The organism is Streptomyces sp. NPDC088147 (genome assembly GCF_044741565.1).
Classification (GTDB): domain Bacteria; phylum Actinomycetota; class Actinomycetes; order Streptomycetales; family Streptomycetaceae; genus Streptomyces.
The window spans coordinates 225,800-242,353 of sequence record NZ_JBIUSY010000009.1 but is presented as its reverse complement, the minus strand read 5'-3'; the positions used below and the strand labels follow the sequence as shown (position 1 = coordinate 242,353).

Here is a 16,554-nt window from a genome sequence, read left to right as displayed (position 1 = left end):
GCGGGCGCGGCGCGGAGAAGCCGGACGTCGAGGGCTGACGCCGGTTCGTGTGGGCGCCCCTCGCCGCCCTTGGACGCCAGTGGGGGCGGCGTACCCGTCGGGTGCGCCGCCCCCGCTTGTTCGTCGCGGCATGGTCCGCGAAGTGCCGGCGGCATCCGACGTATCCGCGGCACCCCGAAACACTCGAAGCAGAGGCCGGCTTTTCCCCGTGAACGTCCCGGAACGTGACCGCCCGTGAACTCCGTCGTCGCCGAGATCGTCTCCGTCGGGCTGCTGCTCGCCGTGCTGGCGTTCGCCGTCGTACGGCCGCGCGGACTGCCCGAGGCGGTCGCGGCCGTGCCCGCGGCGCTGCTGGTCATCGCTCTCGGCGCGGTCTCGCCCGGGGACGCCCGCGCGCAGACGTCCACACTGCTGCCCGTCGTCGTCTTCCTCGCGGCGGTGCTGGTGCTGGCTCAGCTCTGCGACGAGGAAGGGCTGTTCACGGCGGCGGGCGATCTGGTGGCGCGGTTCTGCGGCGGCCGGCCGCGGCGGCTGCTCGGCGGGGTCTTCGCCGTCGCCGCCGTCATCACCGCCGTACTGAGCCTGGACGCCACGGTGGTGCTGCTGACCCCGGTCGTCTTCGCGACCGCCGCGCGGGTCGGTGCCCGGCCCCGGCCGCATGTCTACGCCTGTACGCATCTCGCGAACTCCGCGTCCCTGCTGCTGCCGGTCTCCAACCTCACCAATCTGCTGGCGTTCACGGCGAGCGGGCTGTCCTTCACCCGGTTCGCCGCGCTGATGGCGTTGCCGTGGCTGGCCGCGATCGCCGTCGAGTACGCCGTCTTCCGCCGCTTCTTCGCCGCCGATCTGGCCGCGGGGGCGCATCCCCCGGGCACGGACGAGCCGCGCGAGGTACCGGTGTTCACGCTGGTCGTGCTGGGGCTGACCCTGGCCGGGTTCGTGGTCACCTCGTTCGCCGGGATCGAACCGCTGTGGGCGGCCGTCGCCGGTGCGGCCGTACTGGCGGCCCGCGCCCTGCGGCAGCGGCGGACGACCGTCACGGGGCTGGTCCGGGCCGCCAACCCGCTGTTCTGCCTCTTCGTCCTGGCGCTCGGCGTGGTCGTCAAGGCGGTCGTCGACAACGGCCTGGACACCGGGATCAGCCGGCTGCTGCCGGACGGCTCGTCCCTCTCCTCGCTGCTGGCGATCGCGGCGATCGCCGCCGTACTGTCCAACCTGATCAACAACCTGCCGGCGATCCTGGCGCTGCTGCCGGTCGTCGCGCCCGCGGGGCCGGGACCGGTGCTCGCCGCGCTGATCGGTGTCAACCTCGGGCCGAATCTCACGTATGTCGGTTCGCTCGCGACGCTGCTGTGGCGGCGCATCCTGCACGAGCACGACTCGGCGCCCGCGCTGGGCCACTTCACCCGGCTCGGTCTGCTGACCGTGCCCGCCACGCTCGTCGTCTCGACCGTGGCTCTGTGGGGGACGCTGCTACTCATCGGAGGCTGACCGCTGTGACCGTACCGCCGCCCGGTCCACCGAGGACCGACCCCGCGGGGACCGTGCCCGCGCGGACCGTCGTCGTCTGGATCATCGAATCCACCTGGCCCGCCTGTGTCGACGCGGCGCGCGAGCGCGCTCCGCACGACGACGTGGTGCTGCTCCATGTGGGCGACGACGAGATCGCCGCCGCCGCGCACCAGGCGTATACGGGGCTGCTCGGCCGCGGCCACCGGACCGACCGTGACCCCGGCGCCCGGCTCGAAGCCCTCTCCGGTACGGCCGCGGCCGACCTGCTGGAGGCCGCGGCGCACCGGCTCGGCAGGCCCTGCCAACTGCTCGACCACCACGGGCGCGTGGAGCACGAGGTGGTACGCGCGGCGGCCGGCGCGGCGCTGCTGATCTGCGCGCGCGACGGGGAGCGGGACCGGCCGGGGCCGCACAGCCTGGGCCGGGCGACCCGGTTCGTGGTGGACCACGCGGAGTGCCCGGTGCTGCTGGTGTGGCCGTACGGGGAGTAGGGCGCCGGGGCGGACGCCGGTGTGCGGGGCCCGGTCCTGTGTATGGAGCCCGGTCCTGTGTGTGGGCCGGGTCCTGGCGCCGGGGCCCGGTCCGGTCACTTCCGCAGGGTGGGAGTGCCCAGAGCGACCGTGCCCGCGTCGCAGGTCTCCGTGTCCGTCGCGGTGTACGAGATCACCAGCCGCAGCCCGTTCTTGACGCTGAGGGACCGGTTCCGCGGCTTGCCCAGCTCGATCTTCTCCTCGAACAGGGGCGTTCCGTCGAGGGTGATATGGAGCCGGGCGGTGCCCTCGACGCTGTTGTCCTCGATGCCCGCGACGAGATCGAGGGTCGACCAGGCACGGCCGAGGTTGAACTCCATGTACCCACCGCAGTCGTAGTCGGAGACGAAGGCGTCGCTGTGGTTCTCGCTGTTGATCACCGCCTCTTTCACCGAGAACATGTCGTCCCCGTCGACCTGCGGGAAGCCGGTGAGCGACACGGCGTCGGCGCCGGCCACGCTGCCGGGTTCACCGGACTCGTCGGGGCTTTCGCTCGCGGACGGATCCGGGGCCGGCGGGGCGGCCGTCTCGGTCTCCGTCGCCGTGACGGTCTCGGTAACTGACGGCGCCCCGTTGTTCTCGTCGTCGCCCCCCGCCGACATCCACTGAGCGGCGATCACGGTCAGCGCGCCCGCCAGCGCCACCGCGAGCACGGCGACGGCCGGGCGGCGCTTACGGGCCGGGGCGGGGGTGATCACCAGCGGGCCCGGCCGGAGCCCGGGGGCGTCCCGGCGGGGCGGTACGGCGTCCTGCACGGAGTGGACCGGGGGAGGCGAGGGGCTGGGGGCGGGGGCCGGTGGGGTCCTGACGGGCGGTGGGGCCGCCGCGGCGGGTGGGGTCTTCGCGGGCGGCGGAGGCGGCAGCACCGGTGGGGGCGGCACCGCTGGGGGCGGGACCGGGCGAGCGGAGGTCACGGTCGGGGCGGAGGGCGTGGGGGTGCCCGGGGCGACGGGTGTGGCGGAGGCGGCGGCAGAGGCGGAGGCGGCGGAAGGGGCGGCGGAAGGGGCGGCGAAGGCCGAGGCGGAGGACGTGGACACCACCGCGTCACGCACGTCCTTCAGCCACCCCGCCAGGCTCTCCGGACGCTGCTCCGGAGCCGTCGCGCAGACGGCGAGCACGCGCTCCTTGCGCTCCGGAGGCAGCGACGAGAGCTGCGGCAGCGCCCGTATGGCGTGGCGCAGCTGCTCCGGGGTGTTCGGCGGCGCCTGGCCGCTCAGCAGGAAGTACGCGATCGCCCCGAACGCGTACCGGTCCGTCGCGGGGGTACGCCTGCCGTCGAAGACCTCGGGGGCGGCGTACCCGGGCGTGAACCAGACCTCCGCCGTCTCGTGGTCCGCCGTCAGCTTGCTCAGGCCGAAGTCGACGAGGGTGGCCTGACCGTGGACGTTCACCATGACGTTGCCGGGGGACAGGTCGCCGTGCACGACCACGCGCCCGGAGGTCGTGGCCCGGCCGGAGTGCAGCCAGTCCAGTACGTCGGCGAGCTGGGCGAGCGTCCCCATCACGGCACGCCGCTCGGCGGGCGTCGTGAGGGTCCGCTCGAACCGCCAGTCGCGCAGATCGACGCCCTCGACATGGTTCATCACCAGCGCGAGCGCCCGGCCCGACACGGTGGAGGCGCCGCCCGGCGCGTGGATCGGCGCCCCCTCGAAGTGCTCGCGCACCCCGACGACGCCGGGGCGGTTCGCGAAGCGCAGCAGCTCCGCCTGCTCGTTCCACTTCGCGCTCAGCCGGGCGAACTGCCCGGGACCGAGCGCGGACTTGGAGTCGAGCACCTTGACGACCACCGTCTCAGGCGCCCCGTCCAGCTCGATCTCCGCCCGGTAGAGCACGGCTTCGCCGCCGCGCCCGATGGAGCTGAGCAGCCGGTAGCGGTCCGGCGCCGTGTCCGGTCCGATGTGGTGTGCCGCACTGTTCACCTGTCCCCCCGTCAGAGCGCGTTGCCCGGTAACCGGACGTATCCGGCGTTACGGCCGAACGCCAGTGTTTCCGGCCCCGAACTCCCCGGTCAACGAAGAGCCCGCGCCCGCTCGGCTTCCGCCCGGCAATCGCCCAGATCCCGCCCTGGCGGGGCATTTCGCTGCCTCTCGACGTGCCCTGGAGGGCGTCCGTCGGCGTATCCGCGCGTCGGTGGGCGGACAGGGGTCCGCGCTCGCCGTGACCCACCCCGTCGGCACCCACCCCGTCGGCACACGCCCCGGCTCACCGCCCCGGCTCACCGCCCCGGCTCACCGCCCCGGCTCACCGTCCTTGAAGACGCGGTCCAAGTGGTGTTCCAGGACGGTGGCCGCCGACTCGGGACCGCGCTGGCCGACGAGGATGGCGGTGCCGAGTCCCGCGGACATGGCCAGCAGGCCGGCCGCCTCCAGCCGCGGGTCCACGCCGGGGCGGAGCAGCTCGGCCTCCTGCGCCTGACGGAGGAGTCCGGCCACGGTGTCCTCGGCGGCGTCGGGGTCCTTGATGAAGGGCTGGGCGGCGAGCGCGGCGTCGTTGACGGCCAGCAGGGCGTACGAGGTGAGCACGTAGTGGAACGTGCGGCTCACCTCGTCCGTGGGCAGGGCCACCATCAGCAGCGCCTCGATCGTGGCGCGCGGTCCTGGGCGGTCCCCCGTGGCCTTGAGCCGGGCGGTGACCCGTTCCCCGAACTTCCCCGTCAGATGCTGGAGTCCGAAGAGCAGGAGCTTCTCCTTGGTCTCGAAGTAGTACTGCACCAGCCGCAGTGACACACCCGCCTCGGCCGCCACATCGCGCATCCCCACGGTATGCAGCCCATGCCTCCCGGCGACCCGGACGAGCGCCTCGGCGATCTCCGTACGGCGCTCCGCATGATCCACGCGCTTGGGCATCGGCCTTTTCTCCGTTCGTCGTTCCGCTAGGCGCGTCCCTGCCGGGACCCGTTGATGGTACAGCGGTATCATTATGGTGATACGCTCGTACCGTAAAGGATCCGGACCCGGAGGTGCTTGTGCCCGAAACCGCTGCCCGCCCTCAGGCCGACGTCGGCCGTTATGTGAGCGAAGCCAGGCGTGACCGCCACTTCGCGGCCTGCGACGCCGTCTACGCCCTGGGGGCGCCGGCCCGCGCGGAACGGGACGTGGAGACCTCTTTCGGCACCACACACGTCTACCTGTACGGCCCCACCGACCCCGCCGCCCGGTCCCGCACCCCCGTCGTCCTGGTGCATGGGGCCAGCTCCTGCTCCGCCATGTGGTACCCGAACACCCCCGCGCTCAGCGCCGACCGCCCCGTCTACGCCATCGACACCCCGGGCGACCCCGGACGCAGCGTCCAGCGCGAACCCATCCACCAGCCCGAACGGGCCGCCCAGTGGCTGGACGAGACGCTCGCCGGGCTCGGTCTCGACCGCGTCCATCTCGTCGGCTCCTCGTACGGAGGCTGGCTCGCCGTGAACCAGGCGCACCGCGCACCCGGCCGCCTCGCCTCCGCCACCCTGCTCGACCCCGGCGGCCTGGAGAAGGTGGGCCTGCGCTTCTTCGTCTGGATCTTCGTCAGCCTGTTCGCGACCTCCGCTCCCAAGGCCCTCCGTCCACGACTGGCGGCCTGGCTGGAACAGCCGGTCCTCGTCGTGCCGGAGCTGCGCACCATGATCAGGACAGCCGTCCGCGCCTACCGCGTACGGCGCCCGGCTCCCCGCCCGCTGACCGACGATGAACTGTCCACCATCCGCACCCCGCTCTACCTCGTGCTCGGCAAGCGCAGCCTGCTCGTGCACCCGCGGCGGCAGGTGGAGCGTGTGCCCCGGCTGATACCGGGAACCCGGGCCGAGATCATCTCCGGCACGGGCCACGGACCACAGATCGACCATGCGGACGAGGTCAACCGCCGGATGCTGGAGTTCATGGACTCCGTCGACTGACCAGCGCGGCCGATGAACTGACCAGCGCGGCCGATGAGGCGGGTCGCCCGCCCCGGCCCCGTCGGCCCCGTGGCGTCGGCCGCGGCCCGTGCCCCCGGCCGCGCCCGACGCCCTCGTCCCGGACCCGCGCGCTCCCCTTGGACGTTCACTCCTCGGCCGTTGCGGGGTCTTCTCTCGGACACCGGGCTTCATTACCGTCCCCAAGCATGTCTCCGGAGATATCGCGCAGAAGAATGCTCGCCCTCGGCACCGGCGCCCTGGGAGCAGCAGCGGTGGGGTCGGTGCTGCCGCCGACCCTCCAGGCCGCGCTGGCCGCCGAGCCGGCCGCCGGCGGTTTGCGGGCGATCAAGCATGTGGTGATCCTGATGCAGGAGAACCGCTCCTTCGACCACTACTTCGGCACGCTGCGCGGCGTGCGGGGCTTCGGGGACCGCAACGCCGTCGAGCTGCCGTCCGGGAAGCCCGTCTTCGAGCAGCCGGGGCCGCTGGAGACCGTCCTGCCCTTCCCCATCCGGGACGCGGCCGAGGCACAGCAGAAGGACCTCCAGTACATCGGGGACCTGGACCACTCCTGGAACGGCGGCGCCGCGGCCTGGAACAACGGATGGATGGACGGCTGGGTCTCCGCCAAGACCGCCGCCACCATGGCGTACTACGACCGCCACGACCTGCCGCTGCACTACGAGCTGGCGGACACGTTCACCATCTGCGACGCCTACCACTCCTCCGTCCATACGTCGACGAGTCCCAACCGCAACCATCTGTGGAGCGGCTGGACCGGGTACGAGGCCGACGGACGGCGGGCCGTGGGGAACGACGCGTACGACGAGGCCACCCACCCCGGCTATCCGTGGCCGACCTACGCCGAGCGGCTGGAGAAGGCCGGGCGGAGCTGGCAGACGTACACGGAGTGGGAGAACTTCACCGACAACAACATCGAGTTCTTCACCACCTTCAAGGACATCGCCCGCAAGGCGCTCACCACGGCGCGTGCGCTGCCCGGCCGGCCGGGGGCGGCCGGCTTTACGTACATGGAGGCCTTCTACGCCGCCGTGCGCGACACCGAGGACGCCGCCGAGCGCGAGCGGCTGCTCGCCGCGCTGGACGCGGGCGTCGCCGCGCTGACCCCGCGCGAGCGGTCGCTCTTCGAGCGCGGGCTGCGGCGGGTCGAGAGCGGCACCCTGGCCGAGCGGTTCCGGGCCGACGTGGCCGCCGGGACGCTGCCCGAGGTGTCCTATCTGGTGCCGTCGGCCGTCGACTCCGAGCATCCCGGGTCGTCGTCGCCGATCGCCAGCGCCACGCTCGTCTACAAGGTGCTCGACGCGCTGGGCGCGCACCCCGATGTCTGGAAGCACACCGTCGTACTCATCAACTACGACGAGAACGACGGCTTCTTCGACCACGTACCGCCGCCCGTCCCGCCCGCCGAGGGTCCCTCCGGCTCCGCCGAGCGCTGGCAGGGACGGCCGACCGGGCTCGGTGTGCGCGTCCCGCTGCTGGTCGTCTCGCCCTGGACCGTGGGCGGTTATGTCTGCTCGCAGGTCTTCGACCACACCTCCGTGGTCCGCTTCCTGGAGAAGTGGACCGGTGTGGACGAGCCCAACATCACCGCGTGGCGGCGCAATGTCACCGGCGATCTGACCTCCGCCTTCGACTTCCAGCGCGGGCGCAGGCTGCCCGAGGTCGAACAGCCGGGGGAGATCCCGCCGTTCACCGGCCGCTGGCGGCCCGTACCCCCCGACGAGCAGCGAATGCCCGTACAGGAGAAGGGCGTACGCCCGGCCAGGCCGCTGCCGTACCAGACCGACGCGTACGGCCGGGTCGAGGGGAAGGGCGACGGGCGGGTGTTCAAGGTCGCGCTCAGCAACACCGGGCGCGCGAGCGCGCACTTCGCGCTGTATCCGTACGCCGGGGAGTTCGCGATCCCGCAGCACCGCGATGTAAGGGGCACGGCGCAATGGACGGTGCCCCTTACCGGGCTCACCGGTGACGCGTACCGCTTCACGATCACCGGACCCAACGGTTTCCGCCGCGAGTTCGAGGGACCGGTGGCCGGACACGGCGCGGAGGTCTCCTCGACCGTCGACCACCACGACCGCGATCTCCATCTCGACCTGCGCAACAGCGGCGACCGTCCGATCACGTTCACACTGCGGCCCCTGGGATACGTCGACGAGGCCGACCTCGACGGCTGGACCCGGCAGATCACGGTGAAGCCCGGCCGCAGCAGGACCGTCGTGCACTCGGCGGCGGACGCGCACGGCTGGTACGACATCGAGATCACCACCGACATCGAGATCACCACCGACAGTGACAGCGACAGCGGCGACACCGGCGGTGGCGACGGCACAGGGACGGCGTTCCGGCGCCGTCTGATGGGCCACATCGAGAACGGGCGGGTGAGCGTCTCCGGCTGAGGCGCCGGACCCGCGCGCAGTCCCCACGCGTCTCCGGCGTGCGGAGTTCCCGCGCGCCGCACACTGTGAGTAAACCCACCAAACGGACAATCGATCACTATTCGCTGCGACAGTGAATCTCCCACGAGTGACCCGGAGTGACCCAGGGAGCGGATCCGTTGGCAGCCCTCGCACGGTGGTGCATCAGACACCGTCTCCTCGCCGTTCTCCTCTGGCTGCTCGCCCTCGGCGGTGTCTCGACCGCCGCGGGCGTGCTGGGATCCTCGTACTCCAACGACTACGAGGCCCCGGGCACCGAGTCGGGCCGCGCCGCCCAGCTCCTCGACGACGGCTTCCGGGGGCTCGGCGGCGACGACAACACCATCGTCTGGCACGCGGACCGCGCCTCCGGCACCGGTCCCGGCTTCGGCTCCGTCCGTACGCCCGAGGTCCAGCAGCGCATGGGGGAGATGCTCGACAAGGTCGGGAAGCTGCCCGGTGTCTCCTCCGTCGCGGGCCCCTACGCCCCCGACGGCGCCGCGCAGATCAGCGCGGACGGACGGACCGCCTACGCGCGGATCACCTTCGAGCGGCCGACCGACGACCTCCCCCTGTCGCAGGCGGAAGCGGTCGTCGACACCGCGAGGGCCGCCGCCGACGACGGACTGGACGTGCAGCTCGGCGGCAGCGCCGTCGCGCTCACCGAATCCACCTCGGTGCACACCGCCGAGATCGTGGGTGTGGCGGTCGCCGCCGTCGTCCTCTTCCTCGCCTTCGGCTCGCTCGCCGCGAGCCTGCTGCCCCTGGCCACCGCGCTGGTCTCGGTCGGCACGGCGTACGCGGGCATCGCACTGCTCGGCCATGTGATGACGGTCGCCGACTTCGCCCCGATGCTCGGTCTGCTGATCGGCCTCGGAGTCGGTATCGACTACGCGCTGTTCATCGTGACCCGGCACCGTACGGGCCTCAAACGCGGCCTGAGTGTCCACGAGGCGGCGGTCAACGCGGTCGCCACCACCGGCAGAGCCGTCGTCTTCGCGGGGGCCACCGTCTGTATCGCCCTGCTGGGCATGCTGATCCTGGGGCTGAGCTTCCTCAACGGCGTCGCGATCGCCGCCTCGCTCACGGTCGTCCTGACCGTCGCCGCGTCCGTGACCCTGCTGCCCGCCCTGCTCTCGTACATCGGTCCGCGGGCGCTGAACCGGCGCGAACGCGAGCGGCTCGCCGCGCACGGCCCCGAGCCCGACCGGCCCACGACCTTCGCCGCCCGCTGGTCCCTCTTCGTCGAACGCCACCCCAGGCTGCTCGGCGCCGTGGCCGCCGCGGTCATGCTGGTCCTCGCCCTGCCCACCTTCTCGCTGCATCTGGGCACCTCCGACCAGGGCAACAACCCCGCCTCCTCCACCACCCGGCAGGCGTACGACCGGCTCGCGGAAGGGTTCGGCCCCGGCGTCAACGGCCCATTGACGTTGGTGGCACACCTGGAGGGCGCGGACGACCGGCTCGCCATGGACCAGCTGCCCGGCACGCTGCGTACGACGGAAGGCGTCGCGTCCGTCGGCCCGATCACGTTCAACGGCAGCGGCGACACGGCGGCGCTCACCGTCGTACCGGACTCCTCGCCCCAGTCGAAGGACACCAGCGCCCTGGTCGACCGGCTGCGTACGGACGTCCTGCCCGAGGCCGAGGCCGGCACCTCCCTGGACGTGCACGTGGGCGGGCTCACCGCGAGCTACGACGACTTCGCGGAGATCATCATCGGCAAACTGCCGCTCTTCATCGGGGTCGTCATCACCCTCGGCTGTCTGCTTCTGCTGCTCGCCTTCCGGTCCGTGGGCATCCCGGTCAAGGCCGCGCTGATGAACGTGGCCGCCGTCGCCTCGTCCTTCGGGGTCGTCGTCGCGGTCTTCCAGTGGGGGTGGGGGAGTGAGCTGCTGGGGCTCGGCAGCGCGGGCCCGATCGAACCCTTCCTGCCCGTGATCATGGTCTCGGTGCTCTTCGGGCTCTCCATGGACTACCAGGTCTTCCTGGTCGGCCGGATGTACGAGGAGTGGCTGGAGACGGGGGACAACCGCCGGGCGGTCCGTGTCGGCCTCGCCGAGACCGGGCGGGTGATCAACTCCGCGGCGGTCATCATGATCTCGGTCTTCCTCGCGTTCGTCCTGAGCGGTGAGCGGGTCATCGCCATGTTCGGCATCGCGCTGGCGACGGCGGTGGCTCTGGACGCCTTCGTCCTCCGTACGCTGCTGGTCCCGGCCCTGATGCATATGCTCGGCGGCGCCAACTGGTGGCTGCCGCGCCGGCTCGACCGCTGGCTGCCGCGGATCAGTATCGAGGCGCCCGAACAGCGCGCGGACGCGGAGATCCCCGAGCCGCGCGCCGAGCCGCGCGCCGAGCCGCGCGCCGAGCCGCGCGCCGAGCCGCGCGCCGAGCCGCGCGCTGAGCCGGGCGCGACGGAGAACAGCGGGACCGAGGACAGCGTGCTCGCGCGGTGAACCCCCGCACGTCGCCGGGAAACGCTCTCTCGGCCACGAGTTCCGGCGTTCTCAGGAAGTTCTCAGACTGGGCCCCTAGCGTGCGCCGTATGAACCCGACCCCCGAGACCGAGACCGCCGACCAGACCACCGACCCGAAGACGGCCGGGACCGCCGCCTCCGGCGCCGAGCCGACGGCGGAGACCACCACCGGCCCCAAGGCCGACCTCACGAAGGGGTCCGCCGCCGAGCCCGCCGACAAGGACGCCACCCCGGCCGAAGGCCCGGAGGGCGCCGTGGCGGAGGACGCGGAGGACACCGACGACCTGGACGATGACGAGGCCGCCGCGGTGAGCCGCCCGTCCGGTCTCGGCTCCGCCGCCGCCTCCATCGTCGCCGTCTGCCTCGGGATCGTCGCCCTCACCGGCACCTGGACGAGCCGGGTCCTCGCCGAGCGCCAGGGCCTGGTGGGACAGCTCAAGACCGGCCAGTCCAGCACCGCCGAGCAGCAGATCTCCGCGATCTACGCCGACGGCTGGCACCTCACCGCCGCGGTCAACGGCGGCGTGGCCCTGGTGGCGATGCTCGTCGGAGTGATCGTGCTGGCCCTGCCGCAGCGCACCGGCTGGGTGCGCCCCTTCGCGCTGGCCGGGGCGATCCTCGGCTTCCTGGGGCTGCTGGTCTCCTTCGGCATGTACTTCGACCTCTTCGCGGCCCTGCCCACGCCCCCCGCCGCGCCCGCGCCCACCCCCTGAGCCCGCACGCTCCCCGCGATCCGTCCCCCCTCCCGGTCTAAGGTCCGCCCGGCGTCACAGCCGGGGCCTTAGGCCGTACGTATGTCCGCGCCCCTGTTTCTAAGGCACCGGGGGCCGTCAGGATGCGGCACTCTCCCGATGTGGCCGCACCCCCTGGGAGACGAAGGTGGAGGCATCACCAGACGCCAGACATCTTCATCAGGGGGACCCGATGTTCGCGTACGAACTCCAGAAGATCAACGAGGCCGAACTGATCCGCAGGGCCGAGGAGCAGCGGCTCGTACGGGAGGTCCGCGCCGCCCGCCGGGAGGCCAGGCGAGCGGCCAGGGAAGCACGGGAGGGGCGGGTGAACACATGGCACGACCGGTTCACGCGCGCCGCGTGACCTGACACGTGACGTGAGGTGACGCGATGGCACTCCGCCCGATCACCGGTGCCGCGAGCGGCGGCGCCGCGACCGGCGGCGCCGCCAAAACCGGTGCCGCGAAATCCAGTGCCGCGCTGTCAGACCCCTGTGCGATGCTCGGGCCCGTGGAGACCAGGTCAGTCAGCCCCGTGTTCGTCGGCAGATCCGGCGAGCTCACCGCCCTCACCCAAGCGCTCGCCCGCGCCACCGCGGGCGAGCCGCAGGCGTTGCTCATCGGCGGCGAGGCCGGGGTCGGCAAGACGCGGCTCGTCGAGGAGCTGCACGAAGTGGCCTGCGCCCAGAAGGCCGTCGTCGCGGTCGGCGGCTGCGTCGAAATCGGCGCGGACGGACTGCCGTTCGCGCCCTTCTCCACCGCGCTGCGCTCCCTGCGGCGCCAACTGCCCGACGAACTGAAGGCGGCGGCCGAGGGCCAGGAGGACGAACTGGCGCGGATCCTCCCCGAGCTGGGGCAGTCCGACCGCGGCGCGCTAGGGGAGGACGGCACCGCCCGGCTCTTCGAACTCACCGCGCGGCTGCTCGAACGGCTGGCGGCCGACCGTACGGTCGTGCTCGTCCTGGAGGATCTGCACTGGGCGGACGCCTCCACCCGCCATCTCCTCGCCTATCTCTTCCGCGCGCTGCGCCGCGGCCGGCTCGTCGTCCTCGCCACGTACCGCGCCGACGACATCCACCGCCGCCATCCGCTGCGCCCGCTCCTGGCCGAGCTGGACCGGCTGCGTTCCGTCCGCCGTATCGAGCTCTCCCGCTTCAGCCGCGCCGAGGTACGGAGCCAGCTCGCGGGCATCCTCGCGGCCGAACCGGACCCGGCCGTGCTGGACCAGATCTTCGAACGCTCCGACGGCAACGCGTTCTTCGTGGAGGAGCTGGCCTGCTCCATCGGGACGGGGCGCAGCACCGGTCTGAGCGACTCCCTGCGCGATCTGCTGCTCGTCAGGGTCGAGGCGCTGCCCGAGGACGCCCAACGGGTCGCCAGGATCGTCGCGGAGGGCGGCACGACCGTCGAATACCGGCTGCTGGCGGCCGTCGGCCGGCTCGCGGAGGACGAGCTGATCGAGGCGCTGCGGGCCGCCGTCGGCGCCAACATCCTGCTGCCCACGGCGGACGGGGACGGCTACCGCTTCCGGCACTCCCTGGTGCGCGAGGCGGTCAGCGACGATCTGCTCCCGGGCGAGCGCTCCCGGATCAACCGCCGCTACGCCGAGGTGCTGGAGGCCGATCCCTCGCTCGTACGGGCCGATGAGCGCACCACGCGCCTCGCGAGCCACTGGTACCACGCGCATGACGCCGCCAAGGCCCTCCCCGCCGTGCTGAGCGCCGCCGTGGAGGCGCGCAGGCGCTACGCCTACTCCGAGCAACTGAGGCTGCTCGAACGGGCCATGGAGCTGTGGGACGACACCCCCGAGGAAGTGCGTGGCACGCTGCGGCCACCGGACGACGTCGAGGTCTATCCGCCCTGCGGCGGCGATCCGGCCTCCGCGCCGCTGCGCTATCTGGACCTGATGGCGGAGGCGGCGGTCGCCGCACGCTTCGGCGGTGAACGCGAACGCGCCCTGGCGATCTCCAAGAAGGCCCTGCGGGTCCTGGAGGGCGAGGACGGCGGGAAGGATCCGCTGCGCGCCGCCTGGTTCTGGATCCAGCGCTCCCGGCTGGTGCAGGACCTCACACGCGGCGACGGCTGGCAGGAGCTGGCCACCGCCCAGGAGCTGGTGCGCGGCATGCGGCCGTCCGCCGTGCACGCGGAGGTCCTCGCCACGGTCGCGAGCTGGGGCGCCCTGCACCACCCGGGCCCCGACAGCCTGGCCGCCGCCGACCGGGCCGTGGAGTACGCGCGGCTGGTCGGCGCCGAACTGACCGAGCTGCACGCCCGTCTCACCCGCGGCTGGCTCACCGCCGACGCGGGGGGTGTCGAGGAGGGCATCGCCGAGATCTACGAGGCCCGTGACCGGGCCGTCGAGCTGGGCGCCGCCGGGATCCTGGGGCGGGCCAGTGTCAATCTGCCGTCCACGCTGGAGAGCATGGGCCGCTCAGGGGAAGCGGTGACCGCCGCGGAACAGGGCGTCGCCTTCACCCATCAGCGGGGGCTCGCCGACACGGAGGCCTGGGTGCGGCACAATCTCGCGCACTCCCTCTTCTCCCTCGGGCGCTGGTCCGAGGCGGACGCCGTCCTCGATGACACGGTGGCGCTCGCCCAGTCCCACAAGGCACGCGGTCTGGTCGCCGGACGCCGCGCCGAACTGGCCCTGGTACGCGGCGACTTCGACGAGGCCCAGCGCCAGGTGGAGCTGGCCAGGGGCTTCTTCGGCACCCATGACTTCCAGCCGCAGCACCTCATACCGCCGGCCCGGCTCGCGATGTGTATCGCCGCGCGAAGGGGCGCGCTGGCCGATGCCAGGGCCGAGTTCGAGCGGATCACCGAACACGGCTTCCCGCCGGGCACCCGGCAGTACGCACTGCCGCTGCTGTGCACGGCCGCCTCGATCGAGGCGGACGCCCGGGGGCTGCCGGACGCGGAGGCGGGACGCGCGGCGATCCTCGCGGCCATACGCGTCCACGCCAAGCGGATGCCCACGCTCGTGCCCGTCTGGCAGGCGTACGGCCTCCTGCTCGAAGCCGAGCTGGCGCGGGCGGAGGGCAGGATGGCGCCGGAGCTGTGGGCGCGTGCCGTCGCCGCCTTCGAGGCGACGGAGCGGCCCTTCGAACTGGCTCTCGCACGGCAGCGCTGGGCCGCCGCGCTGCTGGACCATCACGCCGACCGCGGCGAGGCCGCGGACCTGCTCGTCCTGGCCCATACGGCGGCGCGCGGTCTCGGCGCGCGCCCGCTGACCGAGGAGATCGAACTGCTCGCAGGCCGGGCCCGGATCAGCCTTGCGCCGACACCCGCCGGGGTCCGTACGGCCGCCGGCTCCGGCCCGGATCCGGACCCGGCCCGCTCACTGGGCCTGACCCCCCGGGAGCAGGACGTCCTGCGGCTGGTCGCCGCCGGTCACAGCAATCGCGCCATCGCCGAGGAGCTGTACATCTCGCCCAAGACGGCGAGTGTCCATGTCTCCAACATCCTGGCCAAGTTGGGGGTGTCCGGCCGTACGGAAGCGGCGGCCCTCACACACCGGCTGCGCCTTTTCCCCGATGCGGCGGCTTAGCGAAACAGGGCCTGTCCGGTGAACTCCGCGGCCCCGCGGAGTTCACCGGACAGGCCCTGGGCTCGTCACTCCCCGTGCGGGGCGGGCGGCCTTATCGTGACCTTTCCCGAGGCGAGATCTATCGGTCCCCGGCCCGGATCGTTGTCATCGACATCGACCCTGGTCAGTTCCAGCCTCTTCCGTTCCTCGTCGGTGTGCTTGCGGCCCGGGGCGAAAAGCTCCTCGATCAGGTTGAACACGGACTGCCCACCCTCTTCGCTACACGTCGCGGCGCGTATCGCTACGCGACTTCCAGCAGGAGGATCCTGTCGTCCCCCGGCTTCGGTGTGCCCCGGCCATCCGTCGAGCTGGTCATCAGCCACACCTTGTTCCCGCCCGCCGAAAGGACCGTGCGCAGGCGGCCGTACTCCGTATTCAACAACGCCTGGGGAGCAGCCGCGGATTCCCGTCCCGCCAGCGGAATCCGCCAGAGCCGCTCGCCGCGCAGCGCGGCGATCCAGATCGAGCCCTCCGCGTACGCGATACCGCTCGGCGACGCCTCGTCCGTCTTCCACTGCGCGACCGGGTCGACGAAGCCGGGCTCACCGGCCTTTCCCTCCGCGTCGGGCCAGCCGTAATTCTTGCCGGGCTCGATGAGATTCAGTTCGTCCCAGGTGTTCTGGCCGAACTCCGAGGCCCACAGCCGCTTCTCGGAATCCCAGGCCAGACCCTGCACATTGCGGTGGCCCAGGGAATAGACGACCGAATCCGCCTCCGGATTTCCGTGTACGGGCTGCCCGTCCGGAGTCATCCGGAGGATCTTTCCGGCCAGCGACTTCCTGTCCTGCGCGAGGCCCGTCTCACCGGTCTCGCCGGTGCCCACGTACAGCATCTTGTCCGGGCCGAACGCGATCCGGCCGCCATTGTGAATACTGCCCTTCGGAATACCCCGGAGCACCGTGTCCGGCGCCCCCAGCTGCTGTCCGGCCGGCTTCTTCTCGTCGTAGAACATCCGCGCGACGCGATTGTCCCCCTCGGTCGTGAAATACGCGTACACCTGATGGTCCGAGGCGTACGCGGGAGAGAGCGCGATGCCCAGCAGTCCGCCCTCGCCCGCAGGGGAGACCCCGGGCACATCGCCGATCACGGTCTTCCGCCCGCTCTCCGCGTCCACCCGGGTGATCGTCCCCTCGTCGCGCGAGGACACCAGCAGATCACCGTCGGGCAGAGCGGCCAGGCCCCATGGCGACGCGAGCCCTGCCGCGACAGTGGACACCACCCTCACCGAGCCCTTGGCGGGCGCGGCCGACGGGCTGGGCGGCGCGTCCCGCGACGTGGCGGCGGCCGGGGTCGTCGGGGTGCTCCGGCCGGGCACGGCGCCCGTGTCGCCGCCCGAGGAGCATCCCGTCAACACGAGAAGGGCGACAGCGGCCCCCACGGCCGTCACTGCTGAACGTTGCACGG

The 16,554-nt window shown here is 72.4% G+C and carries 12 protein-coding genes; 8 read left to right on the top strand and 4 right to left on the bottom strand.

Annotated features, from left to right (window positions below; translation table 11 throughout):
• Positions 1–234 precede the first annotated feature (234 nt).
• Together ACIOGX_RS29940 and ACIOGX_RS29935 are read left to right on the top strand one after the other, a co-directional pair.
• On the top strand, positions 235–1,491 hold the full coding sequence (locus tag ACIOGX_RS29940) for an SLC13 family permease (RefSeq protein WP_401761200.1): 1,257 nt from the start codon (positions 235–237) through the stop codon (positions 1,489–1,491).
• A 53-nt stretch (positions 1,492–1,544) separates the two neighbouring features.
• Positions 1,545–2,003: a universal stress protein gene (locus ACIOGX_RS29935; protein ID WP_401917955.1), complete on the top strand. Its 459-nt coding sequence runs from the start codon at positions 1,545–1,547 to the stop codon at positions 2,001–2,003.
• Positions 2,004–2,098: 95 nt separating this feature from the next.
• Here the strand turns inward: ACIOGX_RS29935 and ACIOGX_RS29930 are convergent, their stop codons facing one another.
• Together ACIOGX_RS29930 and ACIOGX_RS29925 are read right to left on the bottom strand one after the other, a co-directional pair.
• Positions 2,099–3,961: a serine/threonine protein kinase gene (locus tag ACIOGX_RS29930; protein WP_401917747.1), complete on the bottom strand. Its 1,863-nt coding sequence runs from the start codon at positions 3,959–3,961 to the stop codon at positions 2,099–2,101.
• Between the two features lie 309 nt (positions 3,962–4,270).
• Positions 4,271–4,888 (bottom strand): TetR family transcriptional regulator C-terminal domain-containing protein, encoded by a 618-nt coding sequence (locus ACIOGX_RS29925; protein ID WP_356511278.1) that lies wholly within the window; start codon positions 4,886–4,888, stop codon positions 4,271–4,273.
• Between the two features lie 113 nt (positions 4,889–5,001).
• On the opposite strand from ACIOGX_RS29925, the gene ACIOGX_RS29920 reads away from it, so the two are divergent.
• The 6 genes from ACIOGX_RS29920 (at position 5,002) to ACIOGX_RS29895 (ending at position 15,111) form a co-directional block, all read left to right on the top strand.
• Entirely contained in the window at positions 5,002–5,919 is a 918-nt protein-coding gene (locus ACIOGX_RS29920) for an alpha/beta fold hydrolase (protein ID WP_401917745.1), read from the top strand.
• Between the two features lie 206 nt (positions 5,920–6,125).
• Positions 6,126–8,336 carry a phosphocholine-specific phospholipase C gene (locus ACIOGX_RS29915; RefSeq protein WP_401917743.1) on the top strand — a complete coding sequence of 737 codons (2,211 nt, stop codon included), beginning with the start codon at positions 6,126–6,128 and terminating at the stop codon, positions 8,334–8,336.
• Between the two features lie 158 nt (positions 8,337–8,494).
• Positions 8,495–10,810, top strand: a complete 2,316-nt coding sequence (locus ACIOGX_RS29910) for an MMPL family transporter (RefSeq protein WP_401917741.1) — start codon at positions 8,495–8,497, stop codon at positions 10,808–10,810.
• A gap of 89 nt (positions 10,811–10,899) precedes the next feature.
• Positions 10,900–11,544 (top strand): hypothetical protein, encoded by a 645-nt coding sequence (locus tag ACIOGX_RS29905; RefSeq protein WP_383969407.1) that lies wholly within the window; start codon positions 10,900–10,902, stop codon positions 11,542–11,544.
• A 211-nt stretch (positions 11,545–11,755) separates the two neighbouring features.
• Entirely contained in the window at positions 11,756–11,929 is a 174-nt protein-coding gene (locus ACIOGX_RS29900) for a hypothetical protein (protein ID WP_383969404.1), read from the top strand.
• 134 nt (positions 11,930–12,063) lie between these two features.
• On the top strand, positions 12,064–15,111 hold the full coding sequence (locus tag ACIOGX_RS29895) for an AAA family ATPase (protein WP_401917953.1): 3,048 nt from the start codon (positions 12,064–12,066) through the stop codon (positions 15,109–15,111).
• Between the two features lie 65 nt (positions 15,112–15,176).
• On the opposite strand, the gene ACIOGX_RS29890 is transcribed toward ACIOGX_RS29895, so the two are convergent.
• Together ACIOGX_RS29890 and ACIOGX_RS29885 are read right to left on the bottom strand one after the other, a co-directional pair.
• Positions 15,177–15,350, bottom strand: coding sequence for a DUF6191 domain-containing protein (locus tag ACIOGX_RS29890; protein WP_356511286.1), 174 nt, complete (start codon positions 15,348–15,350; stop codon positions 15,177–15,179).
• 41 nt (positions 15,351–15,391) lie between these two features.
• Positions 15,392–16,552, bottom strand: coding sequence for a PQQ-dependent sugar dehydrogenase (locus tag ACIOGX_RS29885; RefSeq protein ID WP_401917738.1), 1,161 nt, complete (start codon positions 16,550–16,552; stop codon positions 15,392–15,394).
• Between the last annotated feature and the right edge of the window lie 2 nt (positions 16,553–16,554).